Source organism: Amaricoccus macauensis (genome assembly GCF_014201905.1).
Taxonomy (GTDB): domain Bacteria; phylum Pseudomonadota; class Alphaproteobacteria; order Rhodobacterales; family Rhodobacteraceae; genus Amaricoccus; species Amaricoccus macauensis.
Genome location: NZ_JACHFM010000004.1, coordinates 256,933 through 273,332, shown reverse-complemented (window position 1 = coordinate 273,332; position 16,400 = coordinate 256,933). Strand labels below are relative to the sequence as shown.

At 69.7% G+C, this 16,400-nt stretch carries 15 protein-coding genes and 1 other RNA gene; 13 read left to right on the top strand and 3 right to left on the bottom strand.

The genetic code is table 11. The features are described from left to right. The first annotated feature begins 7 nt into the window (after window positions 1-7). Genes HNP73_RS18670 through HNP73_RS18655 form a run of 4 tightly spaced genes read left to right on the top strand, consistent with a single transcriptional unit; the run spans window position 8 to window position 4,327 of the window. Complete coding sequence (locus tag HNP73_RS18670) at window positions 8-1,018, top strand: DUF2927 domain-containing protein (protein WP_184153494.1); 1,011 nt, start codon at window positions 8-10, stop codon at window positions 1,016-1,018. An 11-nt stretch (window positions 1,019-1,029) separates the two neighbouring features. After that, the gene (locus HNP73_RS18665) at window positions 1,030-2,193 is read left to right on the top strand and encodes an SPFH domain-containing protein (RefSeq protein ID WP_184153491.1); all 1,164 of its coding nucleotides are present in this window, start codon (window positions 1,030-1,032) and stop codon (window positions 2,191-2,193) included. A gap of 8 nt (window positions 2,194-2,201) precedes the next feature. After that, window positions 2,202-3,320, top strand: a complete 1,119-nt coding sequence (locus HNP73_RS18660; RefSeq protein WP_184153488.1) for a primosomal protein N' — start codon at window positions 2,202-2,204, stop codon at window positions 3,318-3,320. Beyond that, window positions 3,320-4,327 carry a hypothetical protein gene (locus HNP73_RS18655; protein WP_184153485.1) on the top strand — a complete coding sequence of 336 codons (1,008 nt, stop codon included), beginning with the start codon at window positions 3,320-3,322 and terminating at the stop codon, window positions 4,325-4,327. The genes HNP73_RS18660 and HNP73_RS18655 overlap by 1 nt, the downstream gene beginning before the upstream one ends. A 4-nt stretch (window positions 4,328-4,331) precedes the next feature. On the opposite strand, the gene HNP73_RS18650 is transcribed toward HNP73_RS18655, so the two are convergent. Both HNP73_RS18650 and cysK read right to left on the bottom strand, forming a co-directional pair. Further along, on the bottom strand, window positions 4,332-4,970 hold the full coding sequence (locus tag HNP73_RS18650; RefSeq protein ID WP_184153482.1) for an SOS response-associated peptidase: 639 nt from the start codon (window positions 4,968-4,970) through the stop codon (window positions 4,332-4,334). 19 nt (window positions 4,971-4,989) lie between these two features. Beyond that, window positions 4,990-6,075, bottom strand: a complete 1,086-nt coding sequence (cysK, locus tag HNP73_RS18645; protein ID WP_184153479.1) for a cysteine synthase A — start codon at window positions 6,073-6,075, stop codon at window positions 4,990-4,992. 136 nt (window positions 6,076-6,211) lie between these two features. On the opposite strand from cysK, the gene HNP73_RS18640 reads away from it, so the two are divergent. Further along, on the top strand, window positions 6,212-6,847 hold the full coding sequence (locus HNP73_RS18640; protein ID WP_221288828.1) for an AAA family ATPase: 636 nt from the start codon (window positions 6,212-6,214) through the stop codon (window positions 6,845-6,847). Here HNP73_RS18640 and HNP73_RS18635 read toward each other — a convergent pair. After that, on the bottom strand, window positions 6,766-7,200 hold the full coding sequence (locus HNP73_RS18635) for a nucleoside deaminase (RefSeq protein ID WP_184153476.1): 435 nt from the start codon (window positions 7,198-7,200) through the stop codon (window positions 6,766-6,768). The two genes, HNP73_RS18640 and HNP73_RS18635, sit on opposite strands and share 82 nt — an antisense overlap. A gap of 254 nt (window positions 7,201-7,454) precedes the next feature. Here HNP73_RS18635 and HNP73_RS18630 point away from each other — a divergent pair, with 254 nt between their 5' ends. From HNP73_RS18630 to HNP73_RS18595, 8 genes are all read left to right on the top strand, one after another. Further along, on the top strand, window positions 7,455-8,591 hold the full coding sequence (locus HNP73_RS18630; RefSeq protein WP_184153474.1) for a pseudouridine synthase: 1,137 nt from the start codon (window positions 7,455-7,457) through the stop codon (window positions 8,589-8,591). Between the two features lie 7 nt (window positions 8,592-8,598). Continuing rightward, window positions 8,599-9,003: RNase P RNA component class A (rnpB, locus tag HNP73_RS18625), an RNA gene on the top strand. A 512-nt stretch (window positions 9,004-9,515) separates the two neighbouring features. Further along, window positions 9,516-10,019, top strand: a complete 504-nt coding sequence (gene mraZ / locus HNP73_RS18620; RefSeq protein WP_184153471.1) for a division/cell wall cluster transcriptional repressor MraZ — start codon at window positions 9,516-9,518, stop codon at window positions 10,017-10,019. Continuing rightward, a complete protein-coding gene (rsmH, locus tag HNP73_RS18615; protein ID WP_425486648.1) occupies window positions 10,019-11,014 on the top strand; it encodes a 16S rRNA (cytosine(1402)-N(4))-methyltransferase RsmH in 996 nt (331 codons plus the stop codon). Before mraZ ends, rsmH begins: the two co-directional genes overlap by 1 nt. Then, window positions 11,011-11,430, top strand: coding sequence for a cell division protein FtsL (ftsL, locus tag HNP73_RS18610; RefSeq protein ID WP_184153465.1), 420 nt, complete (start codon window positions 11,011-11,013; stop codon window positions 11,428-11,430). The genes rsmH and ftsL overlap by 4 nt, the downstream gene beginning before the upstream one ends. After that, window positions 11,427-13,220, top strand: a complete 1,794-nt coding sequence (locus tag HNP73_RS18605; protein ID WP_184153462.1) for a peptidoglycan D,D-transpeptidase FtsI family protein — start codon at window positions 11,427-11,429, stop codon at window positions 13,218-13,220. Before ftsL ends, HNP73_RS18605 begins: the two co-directional genes overlap by 4 nt. Window positions 13,221-13,261: 41 nt before the next feature. Then, complete coding sequence (locus HNP73_RS18600; RefSeq protein WP_184153459.1) at window positions 13,262-14,782, top strand: UDP-N-acetylmuramoyl-L-alanyl-D-glutamate--2,6-diaminopimelate ligase; 1,521 nt, start codon at window positions 13,262-13,264, stop codon at window positions 14,780-14,782. Window positions 14,783-14,924: 142 nt separating this feature from the next. Further along, complete coding sequence (locus HNP73_RS18595) at window positions 14,925-16,367, top strand: UDP-N-acetylmuramoyl-tripeptide--D-alanyl-D-alanine ligase (protein WP_184153456.1); 1,443 nt, start codon at window positions 14,925-14,927, stop codon at window positions 16,365-16,367. Window positions 16,368-16,400 lie beyond the last annotated feature (33 nt).

Genomic DNA, 16,400 nt, shown 5'->3' with positions numbered 1-16,400 from the left:
GCGTGTGATGGCAACGGCGCGACGGTACCGGGCGAACCGGCTCGGGGCGAGGGCGACCGCCCTCGCGGCGGCGGCCCTCGTGGCCGGCTGTGCCGTCGCGCCTGATCCCTCGCCACCGGCCCGGGCGACGGGGAACCTGCCGGTGCGCGAGGCGCCGCCGGAGCCCCGGTCGCCGGCCTCCGCCGACGCGGACCTCCGCAGCTTCTACGCGGGGGTCGAGAAGCAGCTTGTCGACAGCGGGCGGCTTCGGCGGGATCCGGCGCCGGCGGATCTGCCGTTCACCGACGACGATCTGATCCGTGACTTCGTGCGGGTCGCGCTCTACGACGAGTACACCGACGTCAACGGCCGCTTCATGCACGCCGAGCGTCCGGCGCTCCTGCGCCGCTGGGAGACGCCGGTGCGGGTGGCGGTGATGGCCGGCGGCTCGGAGCCCGCGGAAGAAGCCGCGCGCGACCGGAGCAACGTCGCGGCCTTCACCCAGCGGCTTGCCCACCTGACCGGCCATGACGTCGCGCTGACGGACGGAAACGGCGCGAACTTTCTCGTGCTCTTCATGACCACGGCGGAGCGCGAGGCCTTCGCCAATCAGGTGCATGAGACCTATCCCGACTTCGCGCCCGCGGTCATCACGGCGCTGCGGAACGCCTCGATCGACAACTTCTGCATCACCTACGCCTTCTGGGACAAGACGAACCCCTCGGTCTATTCCGCGGTGATCGTGCTGATCCGGGCCGAGCACCCGGCCTTCACCAAGATGTCCTGCGTGCAGGAGGAGATGTCCCAGGCGATGGGCCTGCCGAACGACAGCCCCGATGCCCGGCCCTCGCTCTACAACGACGATCTCGAGTTTGCGGTGCTGACGGAGCACGATGCCATCCTGCTCAGGATGCTCTACGATCCCCGACTGAAACCCGGCATGTCGGTCAACGAGGTGCTGCCACTTCTGCCCGCCATTGCCGCCGACGCCCGCGCCGCCGAGGAGCGCGACAGCGGCGTGACGCTGGCGGTGAACTGAAAGGACACGTCATGGCGATCTTCGATTTCCTGCGCGGCGAGTTCATCGACGTCATCCACTGGACGGACGAGACCCGCGACACCATCGTCTGGCGCTTCGAGCGGCAGGGGCACGCGATCAAGTACGGCGCCAAGCTCACCGTCCGCGAGGGGCAGGCGGCGGTGTTTGTGCACGAGGGCCAGCTCGCCGACACCTTCGGGCCGGGGCTCTACCAGCTCGAAACCAACAACATGCCGATCCTGACGACGCTGCAGCACTGGGACCACGGGTTCCAGTCGCCGTTCAAGTCGGAGATCTATTTCGTCAACACCCGCAGCTTCACCGACCTGAAGTGGGGCACGCGCAACCCCATCATGTGCCGCGACCCGGAGTTCGGCGTGGTGCGGCTCAGGGCCTTCGGCACCTACACCATGCGGGTGAAGGATCCGGCGAAGTTCCTCATCGAGATCGTCGGGACCGACGGTGAGTTCACCACCGAAGAGATCGAGTTCCAGATCCGCAACATCATCGTCACGCACTTCAGCCAGATCATCGCGTCGAGCGGGATCCCGGTGCTCGACATGGCTGGCAACACGCTGGAGCTGGCCAGGCTCGTCCACGAGCGCATCGCGCCGATGGTCGCGGACTACGGCCTCGAGCTGCCGGCCTTCTTCATCGAGAACATCTCGCTGCCGGCCGAGGTCGAGGCGGTGATGGACAAGCGTACATCGACTGCGGTTGCGGGTGACCTGCAGAAGTACACCGATTTCGCCGCCGCCGAGGCGCTCGGCAAGGCCGCCGAGAACCCCGGCGGCGGCGGCGGCATCGGCGCCGGGATCGGCATGGGGATGGGCATGGGCATGGCCGACCGGCTGTCGCGCAGCGGCCCGTGGGGCAGCGCTCCGGCCGCCGCCGCTCAGGGTGGCGCCCCTGCCGGTGCCGCACCGGCCGGTGCCGTAGCCGGTGCCGCCACCCCGCCGCCACCGCCTTCCGAGACGAAGTGGCACGTGGCCGTGGATGGCAAGGCAACCGGGCCTTACGCGAAGGCCGATCTGGCGAGGATGGCTGCAGAGGGGTCGCTGACGCGCGACAGCTGGCTCTGGACGCCTGCCGGTCCCGACTGGGTGCGTGGCCGCGACGTGACCGAGCTCGCCGACGTCTTCGGCGCCGTGCCGCCGCCGCCGCCGCCGGCCTGAGATACGGAATGTCGCTTGACCCGGCCGCCGGGGCGGCTCCGTCGGACCACAGCTTCGACTGCCCGACCTGTGGCTCTAAGCTGCGCTTCTCGCCGGGCGCGGGCAAGCTCGTCTGTGACCACTGCGGCTTCGAGGAGGCGGTCCGCGAGCATCGCGGGCGCGTCCCCGAGCTCGACCTGCGCGCCGTCGAGCGTGGCGGCCCGCCGCCCTCGGAGATGCAGGACGCGCGCTTCGTGCAGTGTCCGAACTGTGGCGCCCGCGTCGAGCTCGGCACCGACGAGCACGCCCGGGAGTGCCCGTTCTGTGCCACGCCGATCGTCACCGACACCGGGATCTCCCGGCAGATCAAGCCGCAGGCGCAGCTTCCGTTCCTGATCTCGGAGGCGGAGGCGCGGACGGCGATGAACCGCTGGCTCGGGCGGATGTGGTTCGCGCCCTCCGATCTGGTGGAATACGCCCGCGCCGGGCGGGCGATGCAGGGAGTCTATGTCCCGTACTGGACCTACGATGCCGAGACCGAGACCACCTACAGCGGCCAGCGCGGCACCGTCCATTACGAGAGCCGGCCGGTGTCGGTCACGGTCAAAGGCCGGCGGCAGACCCAGATGCAGCAGGTCGCCCGCGTCACGTGGCGCCCGGCCGAGGGCCGGGTGGCGCGGCACTTCGACGACGTGCTGGTGCTCGGCTCGTCGAGCCTGCCGAAGAAATTCACCGACGCCCTCGCGCCGTGGGATCTCTCCGCGCTCTCGGCCTACGAGCCGAAGTTCCTCGCCGGCTTCCGCGCGGAAGGATACACCGTGCCGGTGGAAGAGGGCTATCGCGAGGCCAGGGAGATCATGAACGGCGTCATTCAGGCCGACGTGCGCCGCGACATCGGCGGCGACCAGCAGAAGATCGGCCGGCTCTCGACGGAGGTGGGCGCGCTTACCTTCAAGCATGTGCTCCTGCCGGTCTGGCTGGCAGCCTACCGCTACCGTGGCAAGAGCTTCCGTTTCGTGGTGAACGGGCGAACCGGCACGGTGCAGGGCGAGCGGCCGTATTCGACGATGAAGATCGCGCTTGTCGTCATCATCATGCTGCTTCTCGCGGCCACACTCGCCTTCGTGCAGGTCGGGGGGAAGTTCTGATGCGGGTGCTGACGGCGGGCCTCGCGCTCCTGATGCTGGTCGGGCAGATCTCCGCCGCCGCGGAGCCGCCCCCGGACCTCGTGGAGTTCACCGAGGAGCAGACCGCGTTCTGCCGCGACCTCGGTGGCATTCCGAACATTCTCGCGAGCTATCAGACGGTGCGCGACCTGAACGCCGACGGGCGCGACGATTTCCTCGTCAACCTCGCCAACCTCGAGTGTCAGGGGGCGTGGAGCGCGTTCTGCGGTTCGGGCGGCTGTCCGGTCAACGCCTGGCTTTCGGAGCCTGACGGCGGCTATCGCCGGTTCGACTTCGGCTATCTCGAGGGCGTCAAGGTTCTGGACGGCTCGCCGCTGCCGAAGGTCGTCGCGGGCTATCACGGATCGCTTTGCGGCGACCCCGACCGGATCGGCGCCGATACCTGCACTCGGACCTGGACCTTCGCCGTCAACAACCCTCCCGAGCCGGCGATCGACGCTCCCGAACCAGCCGCTTCGCCCGCGCCCGCCGCTTCGCCCGAGTCGGTCTCGACCGATGCACGCGGGCCGATGCCGCGGCCTCAGCCCGAGGAAGCGAGGCCGCAGTCGCGAGCCGATGCGCCGAGGCCACGGGTACAGGCGATCGCGCCCGGCTGGACGCTGCGCAACGTCCCGGGATCGAGCCCGGTGGCGCTCGGTGGCGGGACCGGCGACATGGCGTTTCTCGCGGCGTTCTGCCTCGGCGCCCAGCCGTTCCTTGCCGTGACGTTCCACGAGCGTCCGAAGGCGGACGCGGTCGATCTCGGTTTTGCCTTCAGCGAGGGGTCGGTGACGGCGAGGGCCCTTTATGAGGAAGGGGCGGGCGGCGCGTTCGTCATCCCGCTTGCCGAGGGACCTCTGCGGGAGCGCCTTGGCGGACGCGATGCCGAGGTGGCGCTCACTGTCGATGGCGCGGCACAGGGCGAGCTGTCGCTCTCGGGCTCGAGCCGGAGCCTGCGCGGCGCGCTGGACTCCTGTCTCGTCCGGTAGGCGATCAGCCGCGGCGCCCGAGGATCGCCTTCGTCTCGGGATTGGCCTCGACGGCAACGAGACGCTCCTCGGCGGCGGGTCGGAGCAGGGGCGCCGCGCCGGGGCCGCGCTCGCCGAGCCAGAGGGCATGGTCCTCTGGCTCGATCAGAACGGGCATCCGCTCGTGGATCGGCCGGAGCGTGGCATTCGCCGGGCAGGTGATGATGGCCACGCTCGCGATGATGCCGTTCGGTCCGCGCCATTCCCGCCACAGCCCCGCCATGGCGATGAGTCCGCCCTGCGCGGGGTGAATGACCCACGGGACGCGGGCGCCCTTCTCACCCTGCCATTCGTAGAAGCCGTTCGCCGGCAGCAGGCAGCGCGAGGTGCGGATCGCCTCCTTGAACGCCGGCCGCTCCGCGATCTTCTCGGACCGGGCGTTGATGAGCAGCGGGCCGGCGGTGGGGGATTTGTACCACTGGGGGATGAACCCCCAGCGCATCAGCTCGATCCCGCGCGCCCCGTCGTGGCTCAGGACGACCGGCACCTGCTCGGTCGGCGAAACGTTGGGACGAATCCCTTCGGGGCCGAGCTCGCCGGGCTCGGCCTCGAAAAGACGCGCCATCGCCTCGAAACTCGAGGTGATCATGTAGCGGCCGCACATGGGTCGGACCTGCCTCCGGTCAGCCGAGCTGGTAGCCCGGGGACGAGCGCATGACCTCGAGTTCAGCGTCGTTCATCTCGGCGCCATAGGGCTCGAAGAGCGGCGTCGAGAGGTAGCGTTCGCCGGTGTCGGGCAGCATGACGAGCATGATAGAACCGGGAGCCGCCTTCTCCGCCACCTGCCGCGCCGCCGCGAAGGTCGAGCCGCCCGAGACGCCGGTGAGGATGCCTTCCTTCGCGGCAAGCTCACGTGCCCACTTCATGCCCTCCGGGCCGGGGACGGGGACAATCTCGTCAAAGTAGTGGCCGTCGATCGCTTCCTGCAGCACGAGCGGGATGAAGTCCGGGGTCCAGCCCTGGATCGGATGCGGCTCGAACGCCGGGTGGCTGGCCGCCGGCTCGCCTTCGGCGTTGCGCTCCTGCTCGGTGCCCGAACCGACGAGCTGGGCATTGGCGGGCTCGGCAAGGATGATCTTCGCGTCCGGCCACTGCTTCTTCAGCACCCGGCCGACACCGGTCAGCGTGCCGCCGGTGCCATAGCCGGTGACGAAGTAGTCGAGCTGGCCCATGCCGAAATCGCCGAGGATCTCCGCCGCGGTGGTCGATTCGTGGATCGCGGCGTTCGCGTCGGTCTCGAACTGATGGGCGAGGAACCAGCCGTGTTCGTCGGCAAGCTCCCGCGCCTTCTTGACCATCCCCATGCCCTTCTCGGCCTTGGGGGTGAGGACGACCTTCGCCCCGAGCATCCGCATGAGCTGGCGCCGCTCGACGGAGAAGGTCTCGACCATGGTGATGACGAGCGGGTAACCCTTGGCGGCGCAGACCATGGCGAGGCCGATGCCCGTGTTGCCGCTTGTCGCCTCGATCACGGTCTGGCCAGGCTTCAGGCGTCCGTCGCGCTCGGCCGCCTCGATGATGTTGAGAGCGAGGCGATCCTTCACCGAGCCGGCGGGGTTGAAGAACTCACACTTGACATACATCGTGACCCCGTCAGGGGCGAGGCGATTGATGCGCACAGCGGGCGTGTCGCCCACGGTGTCCACGATGCTCTCAAAGAGCCGGCCGCGGCCCGTGGTGTGGCGCAGCCCGTTCCCGCTTCCGTCCATGCCCATGGCATTCCCCCTCTTCGCCGGCCCCTGCCGGCAGCGGCAAACCGTCTCACACAGAGGTGCGAGGGGCAAGGCAGCGGTTTCGAAGAGTGAAATACTGGTTAACATATAGAAAATATGAGGGAAAAGTGCTTTGAACGCGAAAATCGGGACGGAGCGGCTGTTCGTTGTGACCGGAGGGCCGGGGTCCGGCAAGACGGCTTTGATCGAGGCGCTGGCATCGCAGGGCGTCGGGACCATGCCGGAGGCGGGGCGCGGGATCATCCGCGACCAGCAGGCGGTCGGCGGAGCGGCATTGCCATGGGGCGATCGTGAAGCCTTCGCCGAGGCGATGCTGGTCTGGGAGATGCGATCGCACGCCGAGGCCCTGCGCCGCGGCGCGACAGTGGTCTTCGATCGTGGCGTGCCGGACGTGGCCGGATACCTGCGACTCTGCGGCCTGCCGGTGCCGGCACACGTGGAGCAGGCGGCGCGGATCGTGCGCTATGCGCCGCGTGTGTTCCTCGCGCCGTTCTGGCCGGAGATCTTCACGCGTGACGCCGAACGGCGGCAGGACATGGCGGAAGCCGAGGCGACCTGCGAGGTGATGACGCGGGTCTATACCGCGCTCGGCTATGAACTCGTGCCGCTGCCGCTTGGCCCGGTGGCGGAGCGGGTGCGTTTCGTCCGGGACGCAATCGGGTTGCCTCAGCGGCGCTCGGCGAAGAAAGCGCGGAGCAGCGCCTGCGATTCGCGCTCGGAGACGCCGCCCCAGACCTCGGGCTTGTGATGCGCCTGGCTGTGGACGAAGACCCGGGCCCCGTGTTCGACGCCGCCGGACTTCGGATCGGCCGCGCCGTAGCAGAGCCGGGCGATGCGTGCCGCCGAGATCGCGGCGGCGCACATGGCACAGGGTTCGAGGGTGACGTAGAGGTCAAGCCCCGCCAGCCGTTCCGAGCCGAGGGCCGCGCAGGCTGCGCGGATCGCGAGGATCTCGGCGTGGGCCGTGGGGTCGTGCAGTTCGCGCGTCCGGTTGCCGGCCTGCGCCACGATGCGATTGGTCTCCGGATCGATGATCACCGCCCCGACCGGCGTTTCCGCCCGCGCGTAGGCGGCGCGGGCCTCGGTGAGCGCGGTTTGCATGTGCGGCGCGAAACGGACCATGGCCGGTGCTATGGCGCCGGGTCCAACGCGGGGCAAGGGGCATTAACCGTCCGGTGACTTCGGGTTTTGCCGCCGCCTGCAGTTCCCCTAATGTTCGATGAGGGGCCCGGTCGAGGGGGCGGGGGTGGAAGAGGACATCTTTCTGATCGCGGCGGGCGCGTTGTTTCTCGTGGGCTGGGGCGTGCTCAGGACCGCCATTGTGGACGCGTGGCGTCATGGCCTAAGAGCAAGACATGAGCACAGCGGATGGCAAGCCGGCCGAGGGAGAACGCATTGCGCGGCGGATCGCGCGGGCGGGGGTGGCATCGCGCCGGGTGGCCGAGGCGATGATTGCCGAGGGCCGGGTCACGGTGAACGGCCTGGTGATCGACAGCCCGGCGCTGAACGTGACCGCCCGGGACAAGATCACGGTCGATGGCCAGCCGCTGGCGGCGCCGGAGCCGCCACGCCTGTGGCGCTACTACAAGCCGATCGGACTCGTGACATCGGAGCGCGACGAGAAGGGGAGGGATACCGTGTTCTCGCGGCTGCCCGACGACATGCCCCGGGTGGTGAGCGTGGGCCGGCTGGATCTGAACTCCGAAGGTCTGCTTCTCCTCACCAATGACGGCGCGCTGAAGCGGCGACTCGAACTTCCAACGACTGGTTGGCTCAGGAAATACCGGGTCCGCGCGCGCGGCGAGGCCGATGACGCGATGCTCGAACCGCTGCGCCGGGGCATTGTCGTCGATGGCGAGCGGTTCCAGCCGATGACCGTCACGCTCGACCGGACGCAGGGTTCGAACGTCTGGCTGACGATGTCGCTTCGGGAGGGCCGCAACCGAGAGGTGCGTCGTGCGCTCGATATGGTTGGTCTTGAGGTCAACCGGCTGATCCGGGTGTCCTATGGCCCGTTCCAGCTTGGCGAGCTTGAGCCGGGCGAGGTCGACGAGGTGCGCTCGAAGGTGCTGCGTGAGCAACTCGGGATCGCCTCCGAGTCCGGGCGGGCGAAGGATGCCCGGCCGGGCGGGAGCGCCACGGGCCGGGCCGGCAGTGGCAAGGGCGGAGCCGGTGCGCGTGTGGCGAAGTCCGGCGCGACAGGGACGGGCGCGGCCCATGCCGGCGGGACCGGGACCGGTCCCGCGAAGGCGGGTGCGGCGAAGGCGGGAGCCCCGAGGGCCGGAGCCGTGAAAGCCGGAATCAAGCGGGCCGGGGCGGCGTCCGGTGCTGCGCCAGGCGCGACCGGCCAGCACGGCGCCCGCGCCGGACAGTCGTATAGGTCGCAAGGGGCGGCCGGCAAACCGGCGGACTCGACCTCCCGCCCGAAGCCGTCCCCGAAGCCTCAGCGGCCCGGGAAGCCGTTGACCCCGAAGCCACGGCAGCCCAAGTAGGGCGGGTGCGGACGGCCGGACGACCGCGGCATGCGAGTGTCGAGGAAAGTCCGGGCTCCAGGGAGAAATGGCGGCGGGTAACGCCCGCCCGGGGTAACCCGAGGGAAAGCGCCACAGAGAGGAGACCGCCGTCCCGGCGGCTCACGGACCGCGAGGTCCATGGGATGGCATGGGACGGCAAGGGTGAAAGGGTGGGGTAAGAGCCCACCGCGCTGGCGGCAACGTCGGCGGCATGGCAAGCCCCGCCAGGAGCAAGGCCAAATAGGGATCGCGCGGGGCTTGTCCCCAGGGCTTCTCCCGCCCGAGCGATCCGGGTTGGCTGCTGGAATCCGTCGGCAACGGCGGATCGAGAGGAATGGTCGTCGGCGGTTTTTTGCCGCCACAGGACCCGGCTTACAGGCCGTCCGCACCCAATTCTCCAATGATTCGAGGCAGGAAGCGTGGGAAGTGCTCCCGCTGCCTCAGTCTATACAACTTTACAGATACTTATGTCGCAAAAAACAACCTCAGGTAGAGGCAGATATTGTGTTATGCTGCAGGCGCTAACGCTATCCTTGGGACAATTTCGCGTGATTACCGTTTTCGGCAACTCTGTTGCGAAGAGGTGGCCCTAAGTCCCACATAATTCCATTGAAACCCATGATCTCCCATGTTATCCACTGAATCACGGAAGGCAGCGGAATACAGATTAAGGGCGAAAAGACCCGGATCAGAGACCAGGCAGGTTTCATACAGGCCCGCTACTTTCTCATCGGAAGAAGACCCGACACAGACCAGACGGAAACGAGCAGTAATACCGCGGCAGTCGGGTCAGGCCCAACGGGACCAAATGGCGGGTCGTGCCCCAGGCAGCACGACCCGCCATTTTCGTTCGTCGAGTGATCACCCGGCGCAAGACCGGGATGAGGACAGGAGAAGAGGCCGGTGATACGGCGCTTCAGGGGCGAGTCGGTCCACAAGGTGGACCAGAAGGGCCGCGTGTCGGTTCCTGCCCCGTTTCGCCGTGTCCTCGAGGAAGGTGACCCCGACTGGGGCCCCGGGCAGAACCCGACGCTCGTTCTGATCTACGGCATGCCGAGCGGGTGCCTCGAAGGCTTCACCGTCGAGGGAGCCACCCGGCTGGACGAGAAGGTCTCGAAGCTGCCGAGCTTCTCCCCCCAGAGAAAGGCGCTCGAACGCCTGCTCAACACCCAGTCGATCTATGCACAGGTCGACGAGAACGGCCGGATGGTACTCCCGCAGAGGTTGCGCGACCGGTTCAATCTGACCGACGAGGCGCTGTTCGCTGGCATGGGTGAGCACTTCCAGATCTGGGCGCCGGCCGACTACGCTCAGGACATGGTCGATCTCGACGCCTGGCGGGATGGCCTCGCCGATGGCGAGGATCCCTTCGCGGCGCTCGACGCTCTCCCAGGGGGCGAATCATGATGGTCGCCCCGTTCGCCACCCACGTTCCCGTCCTCCTCCATCCGCTGCTCGACGCGGTGGCGCCGGTCGCCGGAGTCTGGCTCGACGGAACGTTCGGCGCAGGCGGCTATTCCCGGGCGCTCATCGACGCGGGCGCCGCGCGGGTGATCGGGGTCGACCGCGACCCGAGCGCGCTCGCCCGCGCCGCCGCCTGGTGCGCCGAGTTCCCGGGGCTGGATCTTGTCGAGGGGCGGTTCAGCGGTCTCGACACGCTGGCCGCCGAGGCTGGCGCCCCGGCGCTCGATGGCGTGGTGCTCGACATCGGGGTCTCGTCCATGCAGATCGACGAGGCCGGGCGTGGCTTCTCCTTCCAGAAGGACGGCCCGCTCGACATGCGGATGGGCGGGACGGGGCCGACGGCGGCCGATCTGGTGAACCGCCTGCCGGAAGCAACGCTCGCCGACATCTTCTATGTCTACGGCGAGGAGCGGCAGTCGCGGCGGATCGCCCGGGCCATCGTCACCGACCGCGCGAAGGCGCCGTATGAGTCGACACTCGCGCTGGCAGGCTTGCTGGAGCGGTTGCTGCCCCGGCCGAAGCGGGGAGAACCGCACCCGGCGACGCGTGTGTTCCAGGCGCTCAGAATCGCGGTCAACGACGAACTCGGGGAACTCGCGGCAGGGCTTCAGGCAGCGGAACGCGCGCTGGCGCCCGGCGGCTGGCTGGCGGTCGTGACCTTTCATTCCCTCGAGGACCGGATGGTGAAGCGCTTCCTGCAGCTTCGCTCGGGCGCCGGTCCGCGGGGCAGCCGGCATGCGCCGGAAACCAGTGCCGAAGCGCCCCGTTTCGTCCTCGCGCCGCGAAAGGCGATCCTGCCTGACGAGGCGGAGGTTGCGGCAAACCCGCGGGCGCGCTCGGCAAAGCTCAGGGTCGCGCGACGGCTCGACGCGCCAGCGGGACCGGTGGACCCGGCGGCGCTCGGCCTGCCGCAGGTAGCGTTCGGAGGTGCCTTGTGAAACTCGTGCTCTATCTTTCGGCGTCGGTCATGGTGGTCGTCTGCGCGACCTGGGCCTATCGGGTGAACTACGCGACCCAGGAGGCGATGAACCGTGTCGCCGACCTGCGCGGGGAGATCGCGGCGGAGCGTGAGGCGATCGCCGTCCTGACCGCCGAATGGGAGTACCTGAACCGCCCGGACCGGCTGGCCCGGCTCGTGAAGGCAAACCATGCCGCTCTCGGCCTCGCGGAGCTCGGACCCGAGCAGTTCGGCGACGTGGCCAGCGCGCCGTTCCCGCCAGACCCCGAGAACGAACTCGCCGGGATGGTCGCGGGGGTCGTCGCCACGAAGGCCACCCGGACCGGAACGACAAATGCCACGGCGCGGGCCGCTGCCCGCATGCCGCTGGCCCGGCCGCTCGGGGAAACCCAATGATCCGCCGCCCGCTCCGTCCGCTCGCGCGGATTCTGCGTGCCCGTGCCGAGGGACAGGATCCCGATCTCGTGGAGGCTGAGGAGCGCGCTGCGCGTCTTGCGGAGCGTCACCGGGCCGAGCGGGCGAAGGCGGAGACCCGGCTGCTCCTGCTCGGGGTGGTCTTCATTCTCGGGTTCTCCACAGTCGCCGGGCGCATGGCGCTGGTTTCCGGTTCGCTGCCGGTCGAGCCACGGGCCGGCGGTGTGGGCGAGCCGATCCACACCCAGCGAGCGGACATCGTCGATCGCAACGGCGTGGTGCTGGCGACCAACATCGCGACCGCCTCGCTCTATGCCCAGCCAAAGGACCTGATCGATCCGAGCGGTGCGGCGATAAAGCTCGCGGCGATCTTCCCGGACCTCGACGCCGACACGCTGGCGTCGCAATTCACGGACGGGCGGAAGTTCCTCTGGATCAAGCGGACGATCTCGCCGGAGCAGCGCCAGCGGGTGCACGATATCGGTGAGCCGGGGCTGCTTTTCGGGCCGCGCGAGACGCGGCTCTATCCCAACGGCGCCGTGGCGGCGCACGTTCTCGGCGGCGCGAGCTTCGGGCGCGAGGGCGTGGACGCGGCCGAGGTCGTGGGAACCGCCGGCGTCGAGCGGGTGTTTGACGCGCGGCTGCGCGATCCGGCGGTGTTGAGCGACCCGCTCCGGCTCTCGATCGACATCCGGGTGCAGACCGCGCTCGAGGACGTCCTGGCGCAGGGCATGTCCGAACTGCGCGCGAAGGGCGCCGTCGGCATCCTGATGGAGGCCCGCACCGGTCAGATCGCGGCGCTCGCGAGCCTCCCGGACTTCGATCCGAACAACCGGCCGGCGCTGCCGACGTCGGGTGATCCCGCGGACAGCCCGCTCTTCAACCGCGCGGCGCAGGGCCGCTACGAGCTTGGGTCGACCTTCAAGCCGCTGACCGTCGCCATGGGCCTCGAGGCGGGGCTGATCTCGCCCCAGACCATGATCGACACCAAGGGCCCGATGAAATGGGGCCGCTTCACCATTCGCGACTTCCACAACTACGGGCCGCGCCTGACCGTGGAGGACGTGCTCGTCAACTCGTCGAACATCGGCTCGGCGCACATCGGGCTCATGGTCGGCGCCGCCCGGCAGAAGGCGTTCTTCGAGAAGATCGGCATGATGCAGCCGTCGCCGGTCGAGCTGACCGAGGCCGCGCGGACCGCGCCGCTCCTGCCGAAGCAATGGTCGGATCTCTCGACCATCACGATCTCCTACGGCCACGGCATGGCGGTGACCCCGCTGCACCTGGCCGCGGCATACGCGAGCCTCGTCAACGGCGGCCTCCGCGTGAAGCCGAGCATCATTGCGGGCGAGGCGCCGCCCACCGAGGCCGACCGGGTGGTCTCCGAGCGCACCTCGCGCCAGATCCGATCGATGCTGCGGCAGGTGGTGGTGCGCGGCACCGCCGAGCGGGCCGATGTCGCGGGCTACGATGTCGCGGGCAAGACAGGCACGGCTGACAAGCCGAATGCCCGGGGCGGCTATGCCCGCGACAAGACGATCGCCACCTTCGCGTCGTTCTTCCCGGCGAGCGATCCCAGGTACGTGCTGGTGATCTGTCTGGACGAGCCGACGACCGTCATCAACAACACCTCGTTCCGGACCGCCGGTCTGACCGCGGCCCCGGTGCTCGCCCACGCGATCCGTCGAATTGCTCCCGCATTGGGCATGCGACCGGCCGAGCCGGCGCGCGCCGAGGTGCCGCTGCTTTACACGCTGGCCGGAAATCACTAGCCGAGGGAGGCGCGAGGCAGGAAGCCATGGGCCGGGTGCAAATGAGCGGAACGGATCGGACGGACAAGCTGACGGAGTTCGAGACCCTCGGGCTCCTCACCGGGACGCGCCGGGCGGGCGACTGGTCCGGGCGTCTGCCTGAGCTGACCGGCCTGTCGGTCGACAGCCGCGACACGCGCACCGGGCATCTCTTCGCGGCGCTGCCCGGCACGAAGGTGCATGGCGCGGACTTCGCTCCGGCGGCGCTCCGCATGGGCGCGGCGGCGCTGCTCACCGATCCCGCCGGGCTCGCGCGCATCGAGGCGGCGCTCGGGCGGATCGAGGTGCCGGTCATCGTCAGCGATCGGCCCCGGCACGTGCTCGCGATCGCCGCGGCACGCTGGTACCAGAGCCAGCCCGACGTGATGGTCGCGGTCACCGGAACGAACGGCAAGACCTCGGTCTCGAGCTTCACCCGGCAGCTCTGGGAGGCCCTGGGCGAGACGGCGGTCAACATCGGCACCGTGGGCGTCGAGGGGGCGATCTCGGCACCGCTCTCGGCCACGACGCCGGAGCCGATCACCCTGCACCGGCTGCTGACCGAGCTTGCCGACAAGGGCGTGACCCACGCGGCGATGGAGGCGTCCTCGCACGGGCTCGACCAGTCCCGGCTCGACGGTGTGCGGCTGGTGGCGGCGGGCTTCACCAACATCACCCGGGATCATCTCGACTATCATCCTGATTTCGAGGCGTATTTCGCGGCCAAGCTCGGGCTCTTCGAACGGGTTCTGCCGCGCCAGGGGACCGCGGTCGTGAACCTCGACGACCCGCACGGACCGCGGGTGCGCACGATTGCCAAGGGCCGCGGGCAGGCCGTGCTGACAGTCGGACGGGCGCAAGGCTGCGACCTGCGCATCCTCGGGCAGAGGTTCGACGCCACGGGGCAGGAGTTGCTCTTCGCCTGGGGCGGCCGGAGCCAGAAGGCGCGGCTCGACCTGATCGGCGGTTTTCAGGCGCAGAACGCTCTGGTCGCCGCCGGGCTCGCCATCGCGGCCGGGGCCGCGCCCGAGGCAGTTCTGCCGGCGCTCGGAAGCCTGCGCACCGTACGCGGGCGCATGGAGCGCGCGGCGACCCGGACAAATGGCGCGGCGGTGTTTGTCGACTACGCCCACACGCCCGACGCGCTGACGACGGCGATCAATGCGCTCCGGCCGCACGTCATGGGGCGGCTGCACGTGGTCTTTGGCGCCGGTGGCGACCGCGACCGGGGCAAGAGGCCGCTCATGGGCCGCGCCGCCGCCGAGGCGGCGGACATGGTCTACATCACTGACGACAATCCCCGCACCGAGGATCCGGCGGCGATCCGCGCGGCGGTGCGCGAGGGCGCGCCCGAGGCGATCGAGGTCGGCGACCGGGCCGAGGCGATCCTGACGGCGGTCGATGCGCTCGAGCCGGGCGACGCGCTGCTCATCGCCGGCAAGGGGCACGAGACGGGCCAGATCATCGGCCAGGACATCCTGCCGTTCGACGACATCGAGCAGGCGAGCGTTGCCGTGGCGGCGCTCGACGGGCTCGGGGCGTGATCCGGGCTGCCGCGAGCGGCGCGTCGGTGGTCCGCGTGGGGCGGCGTTCGGACCGCGCCGCGCTTCGCCGGAGTCGCGGCTTGCAGCGGGGCCTCTCCGGTGAGGCGGGGTTGTCGCCGGCCGCCGCAAGGGATGGCGCGCCATGAGCGCGCTCTGGACACGTGACGACGCGGTCGCGGCGACGGGTGGCACCAGCCCGCGCGACTGGGTGGCGTCCGGGGTCTCGATCGACACGCGTTCCATCGCACCCGGCGATCTTTTCGTGGCCCTTTCCGCCGCGCGGGACGGGCATGATTTCGTCGCCGATGCGCTTGCGCGCGGCGCTGCGGCGGCGCTGGTCTCGCGAGTGCCCGAGGGTGTGCCGGCGGACGCGCCGCTCCTCGTGGTCGGCGATGTGCTCGACGGTCTGCGCGCGCTCGGGCGGGCGGCGCGAGCACGGTTTGCCGGCCGCGTCGTTGCGGTGACCGGCTCGGTCGGCAAGACCGGGACGAAGGAGATGCTGCGGACGGCCCTCGGCGCGCAGGGCAGCGTCCATGCGGCGGAGAAGAGCTTCAACAATCACTGGGGTGTGCCGCTGACGCTGGCGCGGATGGCGCCTGACTGTGACTTCGCGGTCTTCGAGGTCGGCATGAACGCGCCGGGCGAGATCGCGCCGCTTGCGGAGATGGTGCGGCCGCATGTGGCGATCATCACGACCGTGGAAGCGGTGCATCTCGCGGCGTTCCGCAACCTTGCGGGCATCGCACGCGAGAAGGCATCGATCGTCCGGGGGCTCGAGCCCGGCGGCGCGGTGGTGCTGAACCGCGACACGCCGACCTATCCCGTGCTCCTCGCCGCAGCCCGGCGCGCGGGCGTGCGCCCGATCCGCTTTGGAGCGACCGGGCGCCCAGAGTACCGTCTCACCGAGGTACTGGTCGAGGGACCGGTGACCTGTGGGGCGGCGGTCGCGGGCCGGCGGAAGTTCTACTATCGGCTCGCCGCACCCGGCCGGCATCTCGCCATGAACGCGCTCGGCGTGCTCGCGGCGGTCGAGGCGCTCGGCGGCGATCTCGGACGGGCGGTGATCGCCCTCGGCGGCTGGCAGGTGCCCGAGGGGCGCGGGGCGCGCTGGCGGGTGTCGCTCGGGCCGGGCGGCATCGACGGATCGATCACGGTGATTGACGAGAGCTACAACGCCAACCCCGCGGCGATGGCGGCGGCCTTCGAGGTCTTTGCGGCCGTGCGGCCGGAGGACGGCATCGGGCGCGTGTCGCGGGGCCGCAGGATTGCCTTTCTCGGTGACATGCTCGAACTCGGGCCGGAGGAACAGCGGCTGCACGCGGGTCTCGCGCAGGTGCCGGCGCTTGCCCGGATCAGCACGGTGCATTGCGCCGGGAGCCGGATGCGGGCGCTCTACGATGCCTTGCCCGGCGGGCAGCGCGGCGAGTGGTTTGCCGACGCCGAGGCGATGGCCGCCAAGGTCCCGCGTCTCGTTGACGCGGGCGACATTGTCATGGTGAAGGGATCGAACGGCTCGCGGGTCGGGCAGGTGGTCGAGGCGCTGAAGCGGCTGGGCGACGCCCGGCCGGCGGATGCCGTGGAGTAACGAGCTGGGGCGCGCGGTTCGCGCATGCCCCGA

What these genes read in the sequence shown, in the direction of transcription:
- HNP73_RS18635 (WP_184153476.1), bottom strand. Translation starts at nt 7,200, where the DNA reads ATGCAAACCGCGCTCACCGAGGCCCGCGCCGCCTACGCGCGGGCGGAA.
- HNP73_RS18650 (WP_184153482.1), bottom strand. Translation starts at nt 4,970, where the DNA reads ATGTGCGGCCGCTACATGATCACCTCGAGTTTCGAGGCGATGGCGCGT.
- HNP73_RS18660 (WP_184153488.1), top strand. Translation starts at nt 2,202, where the DNA reads ATGTCGCTTGACCCGGCCGCCGGGGCGGCTCCGTCGGACCACAGCTTC.
- HNP73_RS18655 (WP_184153485.1), top strand. Translation starts at nt 3,320, where the DNA reads ATGCGGGTGCTGACGGCGGGCCTCGCGCTCCTGATGCTGGTCGGGCAG.
- cysK (WP_184153479.1), bottom strand. Translation starts at nt 6,075, where the DNA reads ATGGACGGAAGCGGGAACGGGCTGCGCCACACCACGGGCCGCGGCCGG.
- HNP73_RS18605 (WP_184153462.1), top strand. Translation starts at nt 11,427, where the DNA reads ATGATCCGCCGCCCGCTCCGTCCGCTCGCGCGGATTCTGCGTGCCCGT.
- HNP73_RS18665 (WP_184153491.1), top strand. Translation starts at nt 1,030, where the DNA reads ATGGCGATCTTCGATTTCCTGCGCGGCGAGTTCATCGACGTCATCCAC.
- HNP73_RS18630 (WP_184153474.1), top strand. Translation starts at nt 7,455, where the DNA reads ATGAGCACAGCGGATGGCAAGCCGGCCGAGGGAGAACGCATTGCGCGG.
- HNP73_RS18670 (WP_184153494.1), top strand. Translation starts at nt 8, where the DNA reads ATGGCAACGGCGCGACGGTACCGGGCGAACCGGCTCGGGGCGAGGGCG.
- HNP73_RS18595 (WP_184153456.1), top strand. Translation starts at nt 14,925, where the DNA reads ATGAGCGCGCTCTGGACACGTGACGACGCGGTCGCGGCGACGGGTGGC.
- HNP73_RS18600 (WP_184153459.1), top strand. Translation starts at nt 13,262, where the DNA reads ATGAGCGGAACGGATCGGACGGACAAGCTGACGGAGTTCGAGACCCTC.
- rsmH (WP_425486648.1), top strand. Translation starts at nt 10,019, where the DNA reads ATGGTCGCCCCGTTCGCCACCCACGTTCCCGTCCTCCTCCATCCGCTG.